This window comes from Paenibacillus sp. CECT 9249, from assembly GCF_918697855.1.
Lineage (GTDB): Bacteria > Bacillota > Bacilli > Paenibacillales > Paenibacillaceae > MSJ-34.
This window is the reverse complement of sequence record NZ_CAKKLI010000007.1, coordinates 132,983-155,651: the sequence shown is the minus strand read 5'-3', so window position 1 is coordinate 155,651 and position 22,669 is coordinate 132,983. Positions and strand designations below refer to the sequence as shown.

Here is a 22,669-nt window from a genome sequence, read left to right as displayed (position 1 = left end):
GCCGGAAAGTCCAGTCCCAGATGAAATTTTCAAAGAACGAGCCTGGAAATTTCGAGGCCGTTTTCCATCCCCCTCAGGGGATGGAAACTAACCTATAAGAGCTTTCAAAAGATACTATACGAGGAGGAAATGATATGTATCGGACAAAAGTTGGACCGGCGAACAAGACGGCAAAAACGATGTTTCTGATTGCGCTTTGCATGGCTATGGTTGCGGTTACGCTCGGCATCCCGTCTTCCCTGGAGCGGAAAGCTTTCGCCGCGGGAGAAATGAAACCGTTTCCGCAGCAAGTGAGTTATCCGGGTATGATTAAGCCAAACCATGTTAGTCAGTCGGCGATGAATTCGGCAGTAGCATCGTATTACGATTATTGGAAAGCAACCTATTTGAAAAACAATTTATCCTCGTTGCCGGGCGGATACTACGTGAAAGGGAATATTACGGGGAACCCGGACGGCTATGCCGCGTTAGGATCTTCGGAAGGGCAAGGATATGGGATGGTCATTGTCGCGCTTATGGCCGGACATGACCCGAATGCCCAAACCATTTACGACGGCTTGTTCAAAACGGCCAGAGCTTATAAGAGCTCGATCAATTCCAATTTGATGGGTTGGGTGGTCGCGGATGCGAAAAGTGCCCAGGGGCATTTCAGTTCCGCTACCGACGGCGATATCGATATCGCTTATTCGTTAATTCTGGCTCATAACCAATGGGGATCGAACGGGGCGATCAATTATTTGGCGGAAGCGCAAAAAATGATTACGAACGGCATTAAAGCGAGCAATGTAACGACGAACAATCGGTTGAATCTTGGCGATTGGGATTCCAAAAGCGCGTTGAACACGCGTCCGTCCGATTGGATGCTAAGCCATTTGCGGGCCTTCTACGAGGTGACGAATGATCAAACCTGGCTCAATGTCATTAATAATCTCTATTCCGTCTACAATCAGTTCAGCGGCTCTTATTCCTCGACGACAGGTCTGATCTCGGACTTTGTCGTTGACAATCCGCCGAAGCCGGCGCCCGAATGGTATCTTAACGAATTTAAAGAAACGAACCAATACTATTACAACGCCAGCCGCGTTCCGCTTCGAATCGTGATGGATTATGCGATGTACGGGGATACGAGAGGCAAGACGATTTCCGATAAAATAGCGACATGGATTAAAGGGAAGACAGGCGGAACGCCAGCCAATATTAAAAACGGATATAAAATGGACGGCACCGCGATTGGAAATTACGCCACCGCCGTATTCGTTTCGCCGTTTATATCGGCAGGCACCGCCAGCAGCGGAAATCAGGCTTGGGTCAATGCCGGCTGGGACTGGATGAAGAATAAAAAAGAAGATTACTTCAGCGACAGCTACAATCTATTGAATATGTTATATCTTTCCGGCAACTGGTGGAAACCGGGCAGCGGCGGAGGAACGCCCGGCGGCGGAAATCTGGCGCTTGGCAAACCGGCCTATGCCAGTTCGATCGAAGGCACCGGATTTGAAGCGTCCAAAGCCGTCGACGGCAACGCCGCGACGAGATGGGCGAGCGCCGAAGGAAGCGACCCGCAATGGATCTATGTCGATCTCGGTTCGGTACGGAGCGTGAACAAGGTGAAACTGAACTGGGAAGCCGCTTACGCCAAAAATTACAAAATTCAAGTCTCGACGGACAGCGGCACGCCGGCGAATTGGACGGACGTCTATTCCACGACAAGCGGCGACGGAGGAATCGATGACATCAACTTTGCCGCCCGATCGGCCAGATACGTAAGAATGTACGGCACCGCCCGAGGAACGCCGTACGGCTATTCGCTCTATGAATTCGAAGTGTACGGTTCGGGCGGCGGCACGGCCGGGATGGATTCCGAACGGACGGAATTCCCGGATGTATCCGAATTCGTCGGAGAGCCCGGCGATATGACGGAAGAGGCGCCGGACAATAGTGCCGAGGATGCAACATCGGATTCCCAACCGGATGAACTTCCTATGGAAACTAACACAGGCGAAGAATAACATATTGATCGCTGCAAGCTCCGGTTTGCCGGGCGGCGTCTTCGTTCAAGAGAGTGTCCCGCTACGCATGGTCATGCGCGGGGCGCTCTCTTTACTAGCGAACATTCGTTTGGTATATTGGGAGATATTATCTCGACCATGTTATGCCGGTCGATGGCAGGAGGAGAACGGAGATTGGATACATGCAAAATACCTGTACGATCGCTGGTCGAATACGCGTACCGGAGCGGGGATATCGATTCGCGGTTTCGCACGGCCGGTTCGTTGACGGAGGGCACGAAGGCCCATCAGAAAATACAGGAGCAATACGGCGAACAAGACCGGAAAGAAGTATATCTTTCCGCGGAAATCCCTTATGGCGAGCATCTTCTGTTCGTTATCGACGGACGATGCGACGGGCTTCTTATCGAGGGCGACCGGATTGTCGTCGACGAAATCAAATCGACTTCCTCCGATATCCGTTCCATTAAGGAGGACTCCTATCCCGTCCACTGGGCGCAGGCCAATTGCTACGCCTACATGTACGCCAAGGAGCACCGTGCCGTAAGGATGACGGTCCAACTGACCTATGTACATATCGCGACGGAAGAAACGGTTCGATATTCGCGCGAAGCGGAATTTGCGGAACTGGAGCGGTTCGTGAGCGGTCTCGTTGCCCGCTATGCGCCCTATGCCGAGATGATGCAGCGCCACGAACGCGCCAAAATCGCCAGCATTGCGGAACTGGCTTTTCCGTTCGAATCGTATCGGAAAGGACAGCGCAAGCTTGCCGGGGCGGTATACACGGCGGTCGAACGCGGCTGCCAACTGTTCGCGAAAGCGCCGACCGGCATCGGCAAAACGATATCCACCCTGTTTCCCGCGGTCAAAGCGATCGGAAACGGGTTGCTGAATCGTCTGTTTTATTTGACGGCGAAGACGATGACGAGGACCGCCGCAGAAGAGGCGTTTTCCTTGATGCAGACGCAAGGGCTGCATATGCATGTTGTTACGATTACGGCCAAGGAGAAGATATGCTTCCAGGAGGAAATAAGATGCACGAAGGAAGATTGCGAGTATGCCGACGGCTATTACGACCGGATCAACGGCGCGTTATTGGATTTGCTGGCGCAAGAAACTTCCATCGGCCGGGAAACGATCGAACGTTACGCGCGCAAACATCGGGTTTGCCCGTTTGAATTTTCGCTGGATGCGGCCTATGCTTCTGATGCGGTCATCTGCGATTACAATTATATATTCGATCCGCGCGTATCCTTGAAGCGGTTGTTTGCGGAGCAGAAGAAACAGACGCTGCTTCTGATCGACGAAGCGCATAACTTGGTAGACCGGGCAAGAGACATGTTCTCCGCCCATTTGGACAAATCTGCGTTTCTATCGATTCAAAGGGAGTTTCAAACGGACAAAACGCCGCTCTATTACGCCGCCAAAGCGGTGAACGATCATTTTATCCTTTTGAGAAAACAAAGCGGCGGCGCATTTCAAACGGCGAAGGAAGCGCCGTCGGAGCTGCTCGCGCTGCTCGAGAACTTTGCCGTAGCAGCCGAAGGAGTGCTTATGTCCGCGTCCGCGCCGCCGAATCGGCAGTTGCTCGATCTATATTTTGCCGCCCAAGATTTTATAAGGATCGGGAAGCTGTACGAACAGTACAAGGAGCATTATATCACTTGGTTGTCATGCACAAGGAGCGAAGTATCGCTGCGGATGTATTGCCTGAATCCGGCCTTGCTGCTGCGGCAAACGGCCAAGAAATACCGCTCCGGCGTTTATTTCTCCGCGACGCTTGCGCCGCTGTCCTATTATATGGATATTCTCGGAGCCGCGCCGGACGATTACTCGATTTCCGTGCCTACGCCGTTCTCCCAAGAACAACTGGATGTCCGCATTATGCCGCTTTCTACGCGGTATCGCGACCGGGGGCGGTCGATCGGACCGCTTGTCCGGCTGCTGCAAGACTTGACATCGCGGCGTCCCGGCAATTACCTCGCGTTTTTCCCGTCTTATGCGTATATGAACGAAGTGTATGAAGCGTTTGCCGCACAGGGGAGCGAGGGAAGCGGTGTCCGTACGCTGCTGCAGCAAGAGAAGATGGGCGAAGAGGAGCGGGAACGTTATTTATCGTCATTCAATGCGGAGAATGAATATACGTTGATCGGGTTCGCCGTGATGGGCGGCATTTTTGCCGAAGGCGTCGATTTGGCCGGCGACCGTTTGAACGGAGTCGTTGTCGTCGGCGTCGGGCTGCCGCAGATCGGCCCGGAGCGGGATATCGTGATGGAATACAATAACGAAACGGGCCGGAACGGATACGATTACGCCTATGTCTATCCCGGCATGAATAAAGTGCTGCAAGCCGGCGGCAGATTGATCCGTTCCGAGCGCGACCGCGGCTTACTCGTCCTGGTTGACGACCGTTACTTGCAGCCGCGCTACCAGCGGCTGTTGCCGGAGGAGTGGAGGCATTACCGAATGATTGGGGGGAACGCATGAAAAAACTTTTTGTCGGTTCGCTGTATGCAGGCGGGTTGGCTGCCTTGCTCACGCTGGTCTATTTTACGATCAAAGTCGTGCAGAGCAGTCCCGAAATTTCTTTCGATTCCCGGCCGATCGATCCCGATATTTACCGAATCGTATTTATCTCGGGAGATTCGGGCAGCCCGTTTTGGAAAAGAGTAAAGGAAGGGGCGAGTTCCGCTGCGGACGAGAACGTTGCGGCGATCGAGTTTAAAGAAACATTCCAGGACGACGCAGGCGAATATTTGAAAAATATCGAAATGGCCATTTCTTCCCGAGTGGACGGCATTATCGTCCAAGGAACGGACGATCCGGAGTTTATTCGGATCGTGAATAAAGCGTTGCAGAAAGGGATCGCGGTCGTTACCGTCTTTACCGATGCTCCCGATAGTTTGCGCAAAACGTATGTCGGACCGAATCATTACGAGGAAGGTATCGTCATTGGGGAGCGTATAGCCTCCCGTATGGCGGGACAAGGGCAAATCGGGATCGTCTACGGCGTTGCCCCGACAAGCCATATTTCCTTGCGCAAAGATGGCCTCGAACAAGCGTTGGCCGGATACCCCGGCATTCGAATATTGGAAATTCCTCCTTCGGCTGCCGACAGCCGCCGCAGCTCCGCGGAGGAAACGAACGAACTGCTGAACCGATACCCGGAATGCAAAGTATTTATCGGATTGACCGCGGAGGCGGCAGGGGGAATCGTACAAGTGATCAAAGCAAGAGACAGAATCCGGAATTATTCGATTTATACCTTTGATGAAAATGCTGAAATTTTAGATTGGATCGACAAGGGAATCCTATCCGCCACGCTGCTCCAGCATCCCGAAGAAATCGGCTTCAAAAGCACGACGCTGATCCTTCGATGGTTGGAAGGCAAAGACAATCCGCTTGAGCGAAATTATTATACGCCCGTAGAAATGATAGAGCGAAAAGGTGCGGCTCCATGAAAACGATTCGCAAAAAGATCATGTTTTTGTCCGTTGTCATATGGCTCATCATTACCCTCGTGTGGCTGCTAATGATTTATTCCAACCAAAAGACAATCGAAAAATATAACGAAATATTGCAAAGATATATGTTGATTGAGCATGTCTCGCAATCGAGCCAAGCCTCCATCAATGCTCTCAACGAATACTTCGTCAACTCGGCCGAAGACTCCAAAAACCGTTATGCCGGCTTCAGCCGGGAATTGAAAGATGCGCAGAACAAACTGCTCGGATTAAGAAATCCGAATAACTACCTCTCCCTTATGAATTACGACCGCATGATCGCAAGCCAACTGGAATCGATGGATCTTGCCGTTTCTTTTTTTCATCACAAAACCGATGCAAAGGCTTCGTTCCACTTCGATGAGGCGGCGAAAACTTCCAAATATATATCGGAAACGACGCTTTCGTTAATCAGCGGGGAATTGACGACGTATGCCGATATTTACCCGCAAATGATTCAACAAAGCAATGATGTCAAAATGTTAAGTTTTGCGACGCTAGCGGCGACGACGTTTATCATTTTGTTGTTTTTTTATAAATTTTCCAACGATATCACGGAACCGATTCTAACGTTAACGGTGGCCGCCAGGGAGATTTCCCGCGGCAATTTCGAACGCAGCGTCGATATCCGCACCGACGACGAATTTCAGTTTCTTGCGAACACCTTTGACCGTATGAGGATCAATTTGAAAAATTTAATTGCTGAGATGCGGATTAAGGCGCAGGTGGAGCATGATTTGCAGGAACATAAATTGCTGCTGAAGGAAAGCGAACTGAGAAGCTTGCAAAGCCAAATCAATCCCCACTTTTTATTCAACACGCTAAACACGCTGGCGAAAAAGGCTTATTTGGAACAGGCGAGGGAAACGAGCGACTTGATCGTTTCGGTGTCGGACTTGCTTCGGTATCATTTGAAAAGTTTAGGTTCCCCGGCAACGCTCCGCCACGAGATCAAAGGGCTGGAAGATTATTTTGCCATTCAAAAAGCGCGGTTCGAAGAGAGGGTTCAATATTCGATCCAAGTCGATGAAGAATGCCTCTCCTTTCAAGTGCCGAGCCTTACGCTGCAGCCTTTTGTCGAAAATGCGTTCATTCATGCGATCGAGCCGTACGAAGAAGGAGGATATATCGCTATTCGTATTCGAGACGAGGGGGCCGACATCCGCATCGAAATCGCCGATAACGGTCCGGGCATCTCCGACGATACCGTGCGATCGATCCTTGCCGGCAACCGGCAAACGGAATATAAGGGGCATTCGACAGGCATCGGAATCGATAATGTCATCCGCCGGTTGCGATTATTTTACGGAACGAGCGACGTCATTCGAATTGCGAGCGATCACCGGACGGGGACGAGCATCCTATTGACATTGCCAAAAGAAGGGGGACATTCATTTGGTTAATATTCTCATTGTCGACGACGAACGCGTAGAAAGAGAAGCGTTAAAAGACATATTGGAGCGAGGAATCGAAAATATCGCCATCGTGGGGGAAGCGGATCATGGACGGAAAGCCGTGCAGTTGGCCGCAGAGCTTCAGCCTGACCTCATCTTAATGGATATTCAAATGCCGGGCACGGACGGATTGGCCGCCATTCGGGAGATTAGCGAGAACGATCCCTCCGTCCAATTTATTATCGTATCGGCTTACGATACGTTCGATTACGCCAGAACGGCTTTGCGAATGGGGGTCAAAGATTATTTGCTCAAGCCGAGCAAAACGGAAACGATTATCGAGACGGTCGGGCAAGCGATCCGGCGCATTAAGCGAGAAAAGGACGAGCAGCTCGCTCGGAGCAGGGAAAAGCAGCAATTGCAGAAGCTATTGCCTGTAGTTGAGGCGGATTTTGTCGCACAGGCGCTGTTCGATCATGTCCACGAGGTTCATCTGGAAGAAATGATGCAGCATTTCGGCATGCAAAGCTTCCGGAAAATGTTCGTGATGGTATTGTTTCTAACCCCGCATACACCGACGGAACAAACGCGCCGCGAAAGCGAAAGGGCATATCTACAGGTGAAGCTGTCGTTTCACCAATGCGCGAACGGTTGGATCGGGGCGATGTCGGGCCGCCAAATTCCCATCATCGTCTGTTCGGATCAGAAACGGTCCTACCGGGCCCAAGCCGCTTCTGTTGTGAGAAGCCTGCTGAATCTTTGCTCGCGCTTCGACCATGCCTTTGCCGCGTTTATCGGAGTCGGCGGCGAGTATTCCACTTTGCATGAACTCCCTCATTCGTATCGCGAGGCGATGCTTGCCTCCATTGATCTTGCATTGCCTTCGCGGCACTGTTTCTATGAGCAGTTGTCGCGTGACGGCTTCGCAGGGAGCGAAGCGCCGCTCGACACGGAGCAAACGATGCTGGAACAGTTGCAGGCGGGCAACGGGGAAGCGATTCAGCAAACCGTCGTCTCCTTCATCGACCGTTGCGAAGCTTCGGGCAAACCGATTGCCGAGACGCAGCAAAGGGCGCTCGGAATGCTGCTGTTCATTTCGCGGATGATGGTCGAGATGGGCGTTCCAGCCGCAACTCCTTTGTTTTCCTATCAGTCGGCCAATTACACGCAACTCAAAGCGGAAGCTCGTCTCGCCGCGGCCCAAATGCTCAAACCGTATATGGCGATGAAAACGGACATGCCTCCCGATTTGTTTCGAACGATCAAAACGTATATCGTCGCAAATTCCCATAAATATATAACGCTGGAAGACGTCGCCGCGCATGTCCGTTTAAGCCCTTATTACGTAAGCAAATTATTCAAGGAGCAAAGCGGCGTCAACTACATCGATTTTATAACGGAATGCCGGATGAAGCATGCGCAGAGGCTGATGGCCGATCCGGACAGAAACGTCAAAGAGATCGCCTTCGAGGTAGGGTACCACGACCCGAACTATTTCAGCAGAGTGTTTAAAAGAACGTTTCGGCTATCTCCTACCGAATACAGAAAAAGTTTGTTTCCAAATCTCTAAAAAATGCTATGGATTGCAAAAAAGTGCTGCACATTATTTGTTGAAAGCGCTTAAATATTTGCTACATTCATCTTGGAAGCAATTACTACCAAAAAGGAAGAGGGTTGAAAGCATGAAAAAATCTTGGAGACGGTTTGCGCCATTGTGTCTCGCGTTGGCGTTCGCGTTCGTCTTCTCCGCCTGCACGACCGGCGGCACGAACCAAACGAACGGCGGCAGCGCCGGGGCGGGCGAAACGGTTGATCACAAGACGGAGAGCGGCGGCAAAGACTCGAAAAAAATTAAAATCGGATTTTCCATGGATACGCTGCAGGAGGAAAGATGGCAGCGCGACCGCGATTATTTAGTGGCGAAAGGGGAGGCGCTCGGGGCGGAAGTGCTGGTACAGTCGGCCAACAGCGACGACGCCAAACAGATCGCTCAAGCGGAAAACTTAATTAGCCAAGGCGTCGACATTTTGATTGTCGTTCCTCATAATGCGGACGCGGCGGCGGCGATCGTCGAGAAAGCGCATGCGGCCGGCATCAAGGTGATCGCATACGACAGGTTGATTACGAACTCCGATGTCGATCTGTACGTTTCGTTCGACAGCGTTCTGATCGGGGAACTGCAAGCAAAAACGGTGGTGGAGAAAGCTCCCAAAGGCAAATATGTCCTGATCGGAGGCGCGGACACCGATTATGCGGCCCATTTATACAAAAAGGGACAGATGAACATCCTGCAGCCGCTCGTCGATAAGGGAGATATTCAAATCGTATACGACCAATGGACGAAAGATTGGAACCCGGCCGTCGCTCTCGCCAATATGGAAAATGCGCTGACGGCAAACAACAATCAAATCGATGCGGTCATCGCCACCAATGACGGGACGGCGGGCGCCGTCATTCAGGCGTTGGCGGCGCAAAACCTTGCGGGCAAAATTCCGGTGAGCGGTCTGGACGCCGAACTGGCCGCCTGCCAAAGAGTCGTGGAAGGCACGCAATTGATGACCGTGTACACGTCCATTAAGGATATGGCGGAGACGGCTGCCGAAGTGGCGGTCAAGATGGCGCGCGGCGAACAAGTCGAAACCAATGCTACGGAAAACAACGGCAAAATCGACGTTCCTACCATCCTGCTCGAACCCGTTGCCGCGACCAAGGAAACGATGGACGCTACCGTGATCGCCGAAGGCTTTCATAAGCGGGAAGACGTATACAAGAACGTAAAATAAGTTCCCCGGGAGGTAGGGCACGATGGCGATTGCGTTGGAGATGAAGCAAATTACGAAACAATTTCCCGGCGTGAAGGCGCTCAATCGGGTATCGTTTCAGGTCGAGCAGGGTGAGATTCACGCTCTTGTCGGCGAGAACGGCGCGGGCAAGTCGACGCTGATGAAAGTGCTGAGCGGCTTGTACCCGGCCGGGACTTACGACGGGACGATCAGGATCCACGGCGAAGAACGGCGGTTTCTTACCGTCAAAGACGCGGAGCAGGCTGGCATAGCGATTATATATCAGGAGCTTGCGCTCGCGAAGAACATGACTGTGGCGGAAAATATATATCTCGGCAACGAACCGAAACGGTTCGGGATGGTGCATTGGGATCGCATCTATCAGGAGAGCGAATGCTGGCTGGAACAGGTCGGGCTTACGGGCGTGAAACCGGACGTCTTGACCGGCACGCTGGGGGTCGGCCAGCAGCAGCTTGTGGAAATCGCCAAAGCGCTGGCGAAGAAGGCCAATATTCTTATCCTGGACGAACCGACGGCCGCCTTAACCGAACATGAAGTGGACATTTTATTGAATATTTTGCGTGAGTTCAAAAAAAACGGCGTAACCTGCATCTACATTTCCCATAAGTTGAACGAGGTATTCGGGATTGCCGACACGATTACCGTGCTGAGAGACGGGGAAACGGTGGCGACCCGTCCCGCCGGAGAACTGGACGAAAACAAGGTCATTTCGCTCATGGTCGGCCGAGAATTGAAAGAACGGTATGCATATGTCGCAACGGAACCGGGCAAAACCGTATTATCCGTGCGCAATTACACGGTATGGAATCCGGAACAGCCCGGCAAGAAAGTAATCGATAACATCTCGTTCGATGTCAGGCGGGGAGAGATCGTCGGCATCGCCGGACTGATGGGGGCGGGCCGAACGGAGCTTGTCATGAGCCTGTTCGGCGCCTATGGCGCGAGAGTGGAAGGCACCATGGAGATCGAAGGAAAGCGGGTCGATATCCGCGATACCGGGCAGGCGATCCGGGCGGGACTGTCGCTCGTTTCCGAAGACCGCAGAAAATACGGATTGATCCTCGATATGGATATTCAGAACAATATCAGCCTGCCCAGTTTGCAGACGGTATCGTCGTTCGGCATCATCGATCACAACCAAGCGATCCGCAACGCGGAGCATTACCGCCGTTCTTTGAAGATTAAAGCGGGTTCCGTTGAAACCGTTGTCGGTACGTTAAGCGGCGGCAACCAGCAGAAGGTGGTGCTTGGCAAATGGCTGATGACGAAGCCCAAACTGTTGATTCTTGACGAACCGACCCGGGGCATCGACGTCGGCGCGAAATATGAGATCTATCAGATTATGAACGAACTGGCGAGCGAAGGAGTGGGGATATTGATGATTTCGTCCGAACTGCCGGAGGTGCTTGGCATGAGCCATCGCATCCTGGTGCTCTGCGAAGGGAAATGTACGGCCGAGTTTAGCCATGATCAAGCGACGCAGGAGAAAATCATGGAAGCCGCAACAGGAGGGAAGTGAGCAAATGAGTCTGCATGTGGAAACGGGAGAGCGGATCGGAACGGCGGAGAACCGCCGTTTGCAATGGTTCAAAATGGATGTCAGAGCGTATACGATGATCGGCGCCTTGCTGGTGATTTGGATTTTGTTCACGCTTCTGAACGACAACTTTATTACGGCGCGCAATCTATCGAATTTATTTTTGCAGATGTCCGTAACATCGATTCTGGCGACCGGCATGGTATTGGTCATCGTATCGGGCAATATCGATTTGTCGGTCGGATCGATCGTCGGCTTTACCGGCGGCGTGGCGGCGATTCTCAACGTTTGGTACGGCTGGAATACGCTCCCCGTTCTTCTTGCCGTCGTCGCGCTGGGAGCGGCGATCGGGTTGTTTCAAGGATGGTGGGTGGCTTTTCGCGGCGTCCCGGCCTTCATTGTCACCCTCGGGGGGATGCTGGTCTTTCGCGGGATGCTGCTCGGCATTAGCGGCAGCCAGACGGTCTCGCCTCTGTCCCCCGGATTTAAAGCGATCGGTACGGCTTACGTCATGCCAGGCGTCGGCTTGGCGCTCGGTTTCATTGCGCTGGCGGTCGTCGTCTTCGCGATGCTTCGGCGCCGCAGTTCCCGGCAGAAGTACGGTTTCGAAGTGGAACCGGTGCCGGTGAACGTCGCCAAGATGTTGTTCTACGCTTTATTGATTCTCGGATTCGTTCTGCTGATGAATCGGTACCAAGGCATTCCGGTTCCTTTCGTGCTCGTCATATGCCTGGCGATTGTGTTTACGCTGATTACGAAAAATACGGTGTTCGGCAGACATGTATACGCGATCGGAGGCAATAAGGAAGCGGCCAGATTGTCGGGAATCAATATTAAAAGAAGGGTGCTGCTTGTCTTTGTCCTGTGCAACACGCTCGCGGCGGTTTCCGGTTTGGTATTGACCGCGAGATTGAACGCGGCGACGATGAATGCCGGCACGATGTACGAATTGGACGCGATCGCCGCTTGCGTGATCGGCGGAACGAGCCTTGTCGGCGGAACGGGTACGATAGTGGGCGCCTTGATCGGCGCCTTGGTGATGGCGAGTCTTGACAACGGCATGAGCATTATGAATCTGGATTCCTATTGGCAGTTCATCGTGAAGGGCGGCATTCTGGTGCTTGCCGTATGGGTCGATTATTACAGCCGTCAACGCAAAAAGACGGAGTAGCGGAAGGGTGATCGCAGTATGTTCCATCTATCGAATTGGAAGAGAGAAGCGGACATTGTGGCCGAGGTGTTGAAGGAGGCGCCGAGTTTCGATAAAGAATACCGGATTCCAAGGGAGGAATTCCGGGCCCGCCAGCGGAAAGTCGCCGATGCGCTGGCGGAAGCGGGTTTGGATTGCGCGATTGTCTATTCCGATGAGCATTACAACGGCGACGTCCCCTATTTGGGAGGCAATACCAATATTTCGATCGAACCGGTGGCTGGCGTGATCGGACCGAACGGGTTTTACATTTTGGCGGGACTCGAGGGCGGATACGTCGCCGAACAGCTTGCGCCGAAATCGGGCAGCGAGGTGCACAAGGTCGAAATGCTGAAATTGGCGGACGAAGACTATCCGATTGACGCGGTCCGGGTGGAAGACGTGATCGAGATGGCGGCGGGACGCAAGCCGGATCGTATCGGCCTATTGACGCCGCGGGCCGTTCTCCCGGTCGGCATGTTCGAGTTTCTGCGCGATTATGTCGGCGGGGAGGAACGTATCGTCGATGTGCAGGAATTGTATTACAAAATCAAATACGAAAAATCCGACAACGAAATGCGGTTGATTCGCGAAGCGAGCCGGATCGCCAGCGTCATGATCAAAGGCATGCTGTCCGTGCTCCGGCCGGGCATGTACGAGACGCAAGTCGCGCAGTGGGGCTACGCGATCGCCTGCGAGCTCGGCGTCGAAGAGATGGGCTTCGACATTATGGTCACTTCGAACGAAGCCAACCGGACGTTGATCGGCAAGGCGCTCAACCGCAAAATAAGCGAAGGGGATATCGTGCATATCGGCGTTGCGCCGAAGCGGGACGGACTGACGGCTTGCGAAAGGGTATCGGTCGTATGCGTGAAAGACGAAGCCGCGATTCCGGCGGAACAACGATTTTGGTTGGATTTTGTGGAGGAAGCGTTCCAGGTCGGCTACGAAGCCTATCGGAAGGTCGCGCGGGAAGGCCTGCCCGCCAAACTGCAGGAACAGGCGCTGGGCGACTATTTCCGCTCGCGATCCGCTGAAGTGTCAAGGAACATCGGCAGAACGATCGATCTCGCCAAGCAGAAGCCGTATACCGGTACGCATAATGCGGGGTATACGGAATGCCAGGAATTTTACGGGGCGATCACGCTCAATTCGCATGAACCGCTCGGCAATCAAATCGTGACGATGCTCGATGTGGCCGTGCGCGGAGTGGGCAACCGATGGGACGAGATCGTTATTCCCGGCCTCGATTTCCTGGTGGTCGAGAAGACGCTCGGCAAGTTCGGAGGGCATGTGGAAATTTTGAACGATTTGCCGATCAGGGTGCAGCATTTGGTCGGAAGAAATTTTTAAATGGGAAATAGGAAGCGTTTCATCGTAGCGTCATAAGTGCTCTAGTTTTCCACGATCGGGTGAAGGGGGAAAAACGGATGTTTTTGACAAACAGGACGTTCAAAAGAGTTTACTGTTTTGCGATGGCGCTATGGATTGCCGTGGCCGGCAGTTTATCTTTCGGAGCCGGCTCGCCGGCTCATGCCGATTCGGAAAGCGCCGGCAATATGGAAATAGAGGGCAGTCAAGCTTCGTCGTTATATTCATTGAGCGACAATTGGCGGATTCAATCGTCAGCCGTAGCGACGGAGGACGGATCGGCCGTTTCCGCGAGCGGGTATAACACGGACGGATGGTTTGCAACGAAGGTTCCCAATACGGTACTGGGAGCCTTGATCGAAGCGGGCGATATCGAGGATCCGTTCATCCGCGACCGGATCGCATATATTGACGAAGACAGATTTCGAGTTCCGTGGTGGTATCGTACCGAATTTACTTTGCCCGCATCGGAGCAGGGGAAGACGATTTTGCTTAATTTCGAGGGAATCGGCTATAAAGCCGACATTTGGGTGAACGGGCGCAAAATCGCGGATAAACAAGATATTGTCGGTTCCTTTCGAGCCTATGAGTTGGATATTACCGACGAAGTCGTTTGCGACGGGACAACCGTGAATACGATTGCCGTCGAAGTGACGAGATCCGATTACGGCAAAGATTTTTCGATTTATTGGGTGGATTGGGTGCCAAGACCGCCCGACAACAATATGGGATTATGGCGCGATGTGTTTATTAGAACGAACGGGCCGGTGACGACGCGCAATCCGTTTGTCACTTCGAAGGTGGACGCGGACCTGGCGGCCGCGCATTTGAACGCCTATGCGGAACTTAGCAATTACAGCGACGCTCCCGTTTCGGGAACAGTAACGGCAACGGTCAAAGACCCTTCCGGCGCGATAGCGGCAACGGTCTCGCAGGCCGTTACCCTGGAAGCGGGGGCCAGGAACCAGGAGGTCGCTTTTCGGGCGGACGAATATCCCGAGCTCCGTATGAATCAACCGCAATTGTGGTGGCCCAGGGAGATGGGCGGCCAGCCGATGTATACGATCGAATTCCGCTTCGCGGACGGAAACGATGCGGTGAGCGACAGCGTGACGCAAAAGTTCGGCATTCGCGAAGTGACGACGGAGATGAACGTTTCGCCTTCGACGAAAACAAGACCGCCGCTGAAAGATATGGTGCAGTTCTATGTGAACCATAAGCCGGTTCTGATCAAGGCGGGAGGCTATTCCCCCACGGATTTGTTCTTGCGCCGGAATATGGAGACGAACCGCGCGATTGTTCAATACCTCGAAGAAATGGGTTTGAACGCGATCCGGGACGAGGGCATTTTCTTCGATGACCGCTTGATCGATTTGCTGGACGAAGCCGGCATGATGTATATGGGCGGATGGACTTGCTGCAGCAGATGGCAGCAACCGGCCGCATACAGCGACGAGGAATTGCGCATCGCAAGCGATTCTTTGGATTCGCAGCTGCGCGCTTTGCGGGCTCATCCCAGCATCATCGCCTGGATGAACGGCAGCGACAATCCTCCGTCGTACAAGGACGATATGCCGCCTGGGGGAACGTTGGAACGCGGAAAGCTGGTGGAACAGACTTTCTTCGATTTGGAGCATCGCATGCATTGGGACGAATACGGCGCCATTATTTCCAGCGGCTCCGCCAAGGTGGCGGAATTGACCGGAACGGTCAGCGGCATGCATATGGACGCCTCTTACGATTATGCGCCTCCGGCCATGTTTTTTGAAGATATGGATTTGGGCGGCGCTTTCGGATTTACGTCCGAAGCGGGTCCCGGACCGAGCATACCGATTGTGGAGACGATGAAGAAAATATTGCCCGAAAACGCGCTCTGGCCGTACAATGTCGGCGGCGACAATTACCAGCAATGGAATTATCACAATGCCAGAAGCAGCTTCCGCGATCTTTCCAAATTCAATTTGGCGCTGGATAACCATTACGGCGAATCGCATCACTTGGAAGAATACAATATCAAGGCTCAGGTGCAGCAGTACGATGCGCAACGCGCGCAGTTCGAAGCGGTAAGCGCGAACAAATATACGAAAGCGACCGGCTGGGTCCAGTGGATGCTGAATAACGCCTGGCCGAGCATGTTCTGGAATATGTTCGATTTCTATCTGAATCCGAACGGCTCGTATTTCGGCGCGAAGAAAGCGAACGAACCGCTTCATATTATGTTCGACTATGCGTCCAAGGAAGTTAAAATTATTAACAGCACGCAGCGCGAGTATTCAGGGTTGCAAGCGAAAGTGCAAATATACAATCTCGACGGAACCAACGTATATGACCGGGAATTCGACCATGTGGCCGTCTCCCCGGACGGAGCAAGCCCGACCGTGGGCGGGGAGCCGAGGACGATCGGTTACCAAACGATCCGTTTCAACGGCAAGATCGAAGACGCTTCCGGGATTACGGTTCTCGACCGGATTCGGGAAGAGGAACTGGAGGTAACGCCCGTTTATTTCCTCCGGTTGGAAGTAAGGGATGCGGGCGGCGATTTGGTCAGCATTAACTCATATGCGCAATCGACGAAAAAGGATGTCATGCGATATCAAAATCACGGCTGGAACTATACGCCGCAAGATCAGTTTGCCGACTTTACGCATTTGCAGGAGCTCGATCCGGTCGACTTGCAAATCGTCGGCGCTCCCGCGGCGGTGACGGAGGGACAAGAGCAAGTCCTTACCTACACCGTGAAGAACAACGGCGCTTCCATCGCTTACGCCGCATTCGCGCGAATCAAGAAGGGGGAGGGCGGCGATCCGATCGCTCCGGTCAGAATGGAAGACAATTACTTTATGCTGCTGCCGGGAGAAGAACGGACGCTTACGGCCAGATATAACTTATCGGATTTAGGGACAGCCGCGCCCGTTATTGAGGTGGATTGCTACAACAATCTGACGGCCAAACAAAGGCCGACCCCGACGACCGCCAATCTTGCCCTTGGCAAGACGGCGACGGCATCGACGACGCAAGGTTCGAATTCGGCGGAGAAAGCGTTGGACAGCTCCGTGTATACGAAATGGCAAAGCTCGACGAATGCCTCCGCCGGAGCCGACCCCCAATGGTTCAAGGTCGATCTTGGCGAACCGGCAAGCTTTGATACGGCAATCGTTAGATGGGATTATGCGAACTACGCTCGCGATTTGACCGTCGAAGTATCCGACAACGACGCCGATTGGGAAACGGTATATACGGGAACCAACAGCAACGGGTCCGCCGTCAGCGATATCCGGTTTGCGCCTGTTGCGAAACGATATATCAAGCTGACGATGTCCGGCAAGCGTCCGGCAGGCCCGCAGATCGGTTCGGGAGGAACAGGCCAAGGGGCAACCGGATTAGGTGCGGCTCCCGCGTCTACGAGCTTTACGATTGCCTCGTTTGAAGTATACGGCCCGGCTCTCGGCAAAGACGCTTCGCTGAGCATGATTGCCGTCAACGGAGAGCGGCTTGCCGGATTTGAGCCGACTCGACTGCGGTATCGGGTTGCGCTTCCGGAGGATTCGGAGGAGGTGCCGATCGTTGATGCGACACCTTCCGACCCGAAGGCGAAAGTCGAGATTGCGCCGGCGGCAAGCGTGCCTGGCGTAACGTATATCGCAGTGACGGCGGAAGACGCGCTGACGATGCAAAAGTACGAGCTTCACTTCACGTTCGATTCGGGGACGCCGCGCAACGATGACGCGACCTTGAGCGGCATTCAAGTGAACGGCGCAGCGCTCGCCGGGTTTGAGCCCGGGAAGCTTGAATACGAAGTGGAATTGCCGCCGGGAACAACGGATGTGCCTAGCGTGACCGCGACCGTCTACGATCCGAAGGCTTTCGCTCAAATCATAGACGCGACCGGGCTGCCGGGCACGACGCTGATCGTGGTGACGGCTGAGGATAACGAAACGGTACAAACGTATAAGATTCATTTTACGGTGAACTCGGACGTTCCGAAGAGCGACGACGCGACGCTGAGCGGGATTCTGGTAAACGGCGCGCCGCTCGCCGGCTTTCATCGTGACATACTGGATTATGCAGTAAAGCTCCCCGCGGGAACCAAGGACGCGCCGGTTGTCGCTGCGACAAGCGCCGACCCGAAAGCGAAGGTTGAACTTACCCAAGCGGCGAGAGCGACGGGCAAAGCGGTCATCGACGTTACGGCGGAAGATGGCATAACCAAACGGACTTATACCGTCTCCTTTACCGTGAAAAGCGTTGAGCCGGGACCGGGTGGCGGATCGAGTTCGGGCGGCGATTCGGTAACGAAGCCGAATCCAAGTCCCGGTCCTGCGCCGGATAAGGAAATCGATCCCAAGGCGCCGGGAACAACGGTCAAATTAACGGAAGAGCAGTTAAAGCAAGGCAAGGGCGGCAAGGTGACCGTCGAAGTCGAACCAACCGTTAAGGAGGTTCAATTGCCGCCAAATGCCGGCGAACTGCTGGGGCGTAACGCGCTGGAAGTGAAGAAGGGCAGCCTGACCGTGGGGATTCCGGCCGATCTGTTCCAACAATTAGCCCGGGGGTTATCCGCGGACGAACTGAAGGAAGCGGCGATCTCGTTGCAACTGATTGCGCTCGGCCAGGCTGAGGCGAGAAAGTTGATCTCCGCAAGCGAGCAAGCGGCCAACGCGGATATTCGCCTGGCGGGCGACGTGTACGAACTAGCGCTTACGATGAAGCGGTCTTCCGGCCGGACATCCGAACTGTCCGCGTTCGCCAAATCGGTCTCCATTCGGATCGAAATCGAGACGGCGATCGATCCGAAGCGGGCCGGAATATTTCGCATCGCCGAAGACGGAACGTTGGAATATGTCGGCGGCGAGTATGCCGACGGAACGATGGTTGCCGAGATCGGCCGCTTCGGCAAGTACGCCGTGCTGGAGGTGAATAAGCATTTCGCCGATGTCGCTTCCACCCACTGGGCCGGCGGCGCCATTAAGGAATTGGCGGCGAAACAAATTGTTAACGGCACAAGCGCAGCGCTGTTCGAACCGAACCGTTCGATTACCCGGGCCGAATTCGCGTCGCTGTTGGTCAAGGCGCTCAAGCTTACGAAGCAAGGCAGCGGCATCGCATTTGCGGACGTATCTGCGGAAGCTTGGTATGCCGATGCTGTATCCGTTGCGAAGGAAGCGGGGATCGTCAAAGGCAGAGACGCGGAGCGGTTCGACCCGAACGGCCTGATCATGCGGGAGGAACTGACGGCGATGCTGACAAGAGCGTATGAGATACGGTACGGAAAGATCGGTTCCGGGCAGTCCGGGCAGTCCGGGCAGTCCGGGGAGCCGTCGTCCGCAACGTTTGCCGACGATTCGGAAATATCGTCGTGGGCCGCGGAGTATGTTAGAGCGGCCGCAGCGCTTGGCCTGGTTCAAGGCAACGCAGACCGGCAATTTGTGCCGCGGGGCGCTACCACCCGCGCCGAAGCCGCGCAAGTCGTCTATCGTTTATTGAATCGATAATGTTGCGGGGATATGGAAGAGGAAGAGGGCAATCGTTTGTACGGTTGTCCTCTTTCTTGTGCGAACTATGGATGCATGATGTACAAAATACAACATTTCATCCCCTCTCGATCCAGCGATGACGCCTATGCTGTATTTTGTACAACATAACGGAGTCCAACCGGACTGTTTTGCCCTTACTTTTACGAATATGATGTACATTGTACAACATTGCGCCCGAAATCCGCCTTTCATCGCTCCACATGTTGTATTCCGTACAACATGGAAAGGCCGAGCGCCCGTTCGGCGCGTCTTGATCCGGGGCGCCGGCAACGAGTGCCTCGGATAGCAACGTCATGGCAATCAATCTTCCCTTGCGATGCGCGAAACGCAGATGAGCTGGAAAAATAACTCTTGAACATTTATAAACAATTGATTAATATGTCTATATTAAAGCAAGCAGTTTGGAAACATGTTTGTTTTTTTGCTGTATATCATTCATTGGATTTTGGTTGAACAAATGAGGTGAGAATTATGAACGCAACAACCGGATACTATACCGCTGCCGTCTAATGCAAGCAAACGAAGAAAGGGGATTTACCGTTGGAGTCATCTCATGCTTTAGACAAAGAAAATATGAATGCGCAAAGTAAAGAGAGCAGCCGGCTTTTATGGAAGTCTATGATTATGTTCCTCATCCCGCTGCTTCTCAGCAACGTCCTGCAATCGATCGGCCAATTGGTCGGCAGCATCGTCGTCGGCCGTTACCTGGGCGTCGATGCGCTAGCGGCCATCTCGGCGTTCTTCCCGTTGTTTTTCCTGCTCGTCTCCTTCGCGATCGGCGTAGGGTCGGGCAGTTCCATCTTAATCGGCCAAGCCTACGGCGCGCGCAACGAGGAGCGTTTAAAGGCCATCCTCGGCACGACGCTCACGTTCACGTTCATTCTTGGCTTGGCGCTGGCGATCGTCGGCGGCATTTTCACTTGGGATATATTGCGGCTTGTCGGGACGCCGGACAATATTATCCAGGTTAGCGTCCATTACGCGCGAATTATGTTTTGGTCGTTGCCGGTGATGTTCTTATATTTTGTGTATACCACCTGTATGCGCGGTACTGGCGATTCCAAGACGCCGTTTTACTTCCTTATCGTCAGTACGGTATTGAACGTGGCGTTGCTGCCGCTTCTCATATTCGGATGGCTCGGATTGCCGAAGCTTGGCATCTATGGGGCTGCGTACGCTTCCGTCATCTCGACGGTACTGACGTTCGTCGTCATGCTGATCTATTTGCGCTACAAGAAGCATATGCTGCAATTCGACGCTTCCGTGCGAAGCAAGCTCCGTTTGGACTGGGGATTGATGAAGCTGTTGCTGCGCATCGGCATCCCGTCCAGCATCAGCATGATTCTGGTGTCGTTGTCGGAGATTGCCGTCATCGCCTTCGTCAATCGTTACGGGTCCGACGCGACGGCGGCGTACGGGGCCGTCAATCAAGTGGCGAGCTACGTCCAAATGCCGGCGATCAGCCTTGGCATCACGGTCTCGATTTTCGCCGCGCAGTCCATCGGCGGGAACCAATTGGATCGGTTGAAGCAAGTGATACGGGCAGGTATCCTGCTGAACTATATTTTCGGCGGCGTGCTCATCTTGTTCGTCTATCTTTTTGCTCAAAACATCCTTTCCTTATTCTTGACTAGCGAATATACGGTCGAGATCGCACATCGCTTGCTGATGATTACGCTATGGAGTTATTTGATTTTCGGGCATGCGCAACTTATTGCCGCGATTATGCGTGCCAGCGGCACCGTGTTATGGCCGACCGTATTCGGCATCGTCTCGATTTGGCTGGTGGAAGTGCCTGTGGCCTACTTCTTATCCTTCCACACCGACTTAGGCATTGACGGCATATGGATCGGGTATCCGGCCGCCTTCCTCGTCAGTCTCGTATTGCAGTACGCATATTATCGGTTGTCGTGGAAGAAGAAGAAGATTACGAGCTTGGTTCGATGAGCCTTTACATCGAGATCAACATTTTATATAATATAAGTCTATAACAAAATAATAGTTACATTTGGAGGAGCCTGGCAACAAGGGCTCCTTTTTGTCTTTTTCACAAATGTAAATATTTAGAAAGAATGCGGAGGGGGAGCAACTTATGGAATTCATTTTGTATCTTGTATTGATTTTGCTATGCACGAAGGTGGCGGGCGATTTGTCCGTCAGGCTGGGCCAGCCGGCCGTTCTGGGCAAGCTGTTGGTCGGGATCGTGCTCGGTCCGGCCGTCCTGGGCTGGATTCATAACGGTGAATTTATTAGCGAAATTGCCGAGATCGGCGTATTGCTGCTTATGTTTATCGCCGGTTTGGAAACCGATCTGGATCAGCTTCGCAAAAATTGGAAGTCGGCTTTCGCCGTTGCGGTCGGCGGCATTATTTTGCCTTTAATAGGCGGATATTCCGCGGCGATCGCGTTCGGGTTCACGCATAATTACGCCTTATTCTTCGGCGTGCTGTTCTGCGCGACATCCGTCAGCATCTCGGTACAGGTGCTGAAAGAATTGAACAAGCTGAATTCGCGGGAAGGCACGACCATATTGGGAGCGGCGGTCATCGACGACGTGCTCGTCGTTATTTTGCTCGCTTTCATCATGAGTATTGTCGGTCAAGGGTCCGACGTTTCCATAGGATTATTAATCGGGAAAAAATTGCTGTTCTTTATCGGCATTCTCGTTGCGGGCTGGCTAATCGTTCCTAGGGTGATGAAATGGCTGGCGCCGCTCAAAGTAACGGAGGCGGTCATCAGCGCTGCGCTCATCATTTGCTTCGGCTTCGCTTATTTCGCCGAATGGATGCAAATGGCCGGGATTATCGGCGCTTTCGCGGCGGGAATCGCGATTTCGCAGACGCCGTATAAACATGATGTGGAGCAGAAAGTGGAACCGATCGCGTATTCCATTTTCGTGCCTGTCTTCTTTGTCAGCATCGGATTGAATGTTTCGTTTGAAGGAATCGGAAACCAAATCGGCTTTCTCATTGTAATAACTCTGGTTGCAATCGTCACAAAGCTTGCGGGATGCTGGCTCGGCGCGCGCATGACGGGCTTCGACAACAAATCCGCGCTCGCGATCGGTTCCGGCATGGTGTCGAGAGGAGAAGTCGCGCTCATTATTGCGGCTACGGGGTTGACCTCCGGTTTGCTGCATCAGGAATATTTCACTTCCGTCGTTATTATGGTTATCGTGACAACGCTAGTCACGCCGCCGTTATTAAAGGTGTTGTTCAACCGCAGCGAAGAGGCCAAGGCAAGCGGGAAATCGGTCAATATGTAATTTTTCCGAAAAATTCCTTGTATCATGAGAGTGACATGAACGAAATAAGCTCGGGGTGGGAGT

The 22,669-nt window shown here is 53.3% G+C and carries 12 protein-coding genes and 1 pseudogene; all 13 read left to right on the top strand.

The window, feature by feature from the left end; genetic code table 11:
- Positions 1-179: 179 nt before the first annotated feature.
- Positions 180-1,412, top strand: a pseudogene (locus tag LQ229_RS08820) (glycosyl hydrolase family 8); the annotation flags it as partial.
- Between the two features lie 33 nt (positions 1,413-1,445).
- Positions 1,446-2,009, top strand: a complete 564-nt coding sequence (locus LQ229_RS08815; RefSeq protein WP_230191491.1) for a discoidin domain-containing protein — start codon at positions 1,446-1,448, stop codon at positions 2,007-2,009.
- Positions 2,010-2,183: 174 nt separating this feature from the next.
- Positions 2,184-4,496 (top strand): ATP-dependent DNA helicase, encoded by a 2,313-nt coding sequence (locus tag LQ229_RS08810; protein ID WP_230191485.1) that lies wholly within the window; start codon positions 2,184-2,186, stop codon positions 4,494-4,496.
- Positions 4,493-5,470 (top strand): substrate-binding domain-containing protein, encoded by a 978-nt coding sequence (locus LQ229_RS08805; protein WP_216540412.1) that lies wholly within the window; start codon positions 4,493-4,495, stop codon positions 5,468-5,470. Before LQ229_RS08810 ends, LQ229_RS08805 begins: the two co-directional genes overlap by 4 nt.
- Positions 5,467-6,915, top strand: coding sequence for a histidine kinase (locus tag LQ229_RS08800; RefSeq protein ID WP_230191484.1), 1,449 nt, complete (start codon positions 5,467-5,469; stop codon positions 6,913-6,915). The genes LQ229_RS08805 and LQ229_RS08800 overlap by 4 nt, the downstream gene beginning before the upstream one ends.
- On the top strand, positions 6,908-8,476 hold the full coding sequence (locus tag LQ229_RS08795; protein WP_230191483.1) for a response regulator: 1,569 nt from the start codon (positions 6,908-6,910) through the stop codon (positions 8,474-8,476). Before LQ229_RS08800 ends, LQ229_RS08795 begins: the two co-directional genes overlap by 8 nt.
- Before the next feature lie 112 nt (positions 8,477-8,588).
- Positions 8,589-9,689 carry a D-xylose ABC transporter substrate-binding protein gene (gene xylF / locus LQ229_RS08790; protein WP_230191482.1) on the top strand — a complete coding sequence of 367 codons (1,101 nt, stop codon included), beginning with the start codon at positions 8,589-8,591 and terminating at the stop codon, positions 9,687-9,689.
- A gap of 22 nt (positions 9,690-9,711) precedes the next feature.
- Positions 9,712-11,229: a xylose ABC transporter ATP-binding protein gene (locus tag LQ229_RS08785; protein ID WP_230191481.1), complete on the top strand. Its 1,518-nt coding sequence runs from the start codon at positions 9,712-9,714 to the stop codon at positions 11,227-11,229.
- 4 nt (positions 11,230-11,233) lie between these two features.
- The gene (locus tag LQ229_RS08780) at positions 11,234-12,418 is read left to right on the top strand and encodes a sugar ABC transporter permease (protein WP_230191480.1); all 1,185 of its coding nucleotides are present in this window, start codon (positions 11,234-11,236) and stop codon (positions 12,416-12,418) included.
- A gap of 18 nt (positions 12,419-12,436) precedes the next feature.
- The gene (locus LQ229_RS08775) at positions 12,437-13,789 is read left to right on the top strand and encodes a M24 family metallopeptidase (RefSeq protein ID WP_230191479.1); all 1,353 of its coding nucleotides are present in this window, start codon (positions 12,437-12,439) and stop codon (positions 13,787-13,789) included.
- 77 nt (positions 13,790-13,866) lie between these two features.
- On the top strand, positions 13,867-19,299 hold the full coding sequence (locus LQ229_RS08770; protein WP_230191478.1) for an S-layer homology domain-containing protein: 5,433 nt from the start codon (positions 13,867-13,869) through the stop codon (positions 19,297-19,299).
- A gap of 615 nt (positions 19,300-19,914) precedes the next feature.
- Positions 19,915-21,288 carry an MATE family efflux transporter gene (locus LQ229_RS08765; RefSeq protein ID WP_230191477.1) on the top strand — a complete coding sequence of 458 codons (1,374 nt, stop codon included), beginning with the start codon at positions 19,915-19,917 and terminating at the stop codon, positions 21,286-21,288.
- A gap of 145 nt (positions 21,289-21,433) precedes the next feature.
- Complete coding sequence (locus tag LQ229_RS08760; RefSeq protein ID WP_230191476.1) at positions 21,434-22,606, top strand: cation:proton antiporter; 1,173 nt, start codon at positions 21,434-21,436, stop codon at positions 22,604-22,606.
- Positions 22,607-22,669 lie beyond the last annotated feature (63 nt).

Excerpts from the sequence above, each read along its gene's own strand:
- LQ229_RS08805 (WP_216540412.1), top strand. The coding sequence starts at position 4,493 with ATGAAAAAACTTTTTGTCGGTTCGCTGTATGCAGGCGGGTTGGCTGCC.
- LQ229_RS08800 (WP_230191484.1), top strand. The coding sequence starts at position 5,467 with ATGAAAACGATTCGCAAAAAGATCATGTTTTTGTCCGTTGTCATATGG.
- xylF (WP_230191482.1), top strand. The coding sequence starts at position 8,589 with ATGAAAAAATCTTGGAGACGGTTTGCGCCATTGTGTCTCGCGTTGGCG.
- LQ229_RS08785 (WP_230191481.1), top strand. The coding sequence starts at position 9,712 with ATGGCGATTGCGTTGGAGATGAAGCAAATTACGAAACAATTTCCCGGC.
- LQ229_RS08780 (WP_230191480.1), top strand. The coding sequence starts at position 11,234 with ATGAGTCTGCATGTGGAAACGGGAGAGCGGATCGGAACGGCGGAGAAC.
- LQ229_RS08775 (WP_230191479.1), top strand. The coding sequence starts at position 12,437 with ATGTTCCATCTATCGAATTGGAAGAGAGAAGCGGACATTGTGGCCGAG.
- LQ229_RS08770 (WP_230191478.1), top strand. The coding sequence starts at position 13,867 with ATGTTTTTGACAAACAGGACGTTCAAAAGAGTTTACTGTTTTGCGATG.
- LQ229_RS08765 (WP_230191477.1), top strand. The coding sequence starts at position 19,915 with ATGAATGCGCAAAGTAAAGAGAGCAGCCGGCTTTTATGGAAGTCTATG.
- LQ229_RS08760 (WP_230191476.1), top strand. The coding sequence starts at position 21,434 with ATGGAATTCATTTTGTATCTTGTATTGATTTTGCTATGCACGAAGGTG.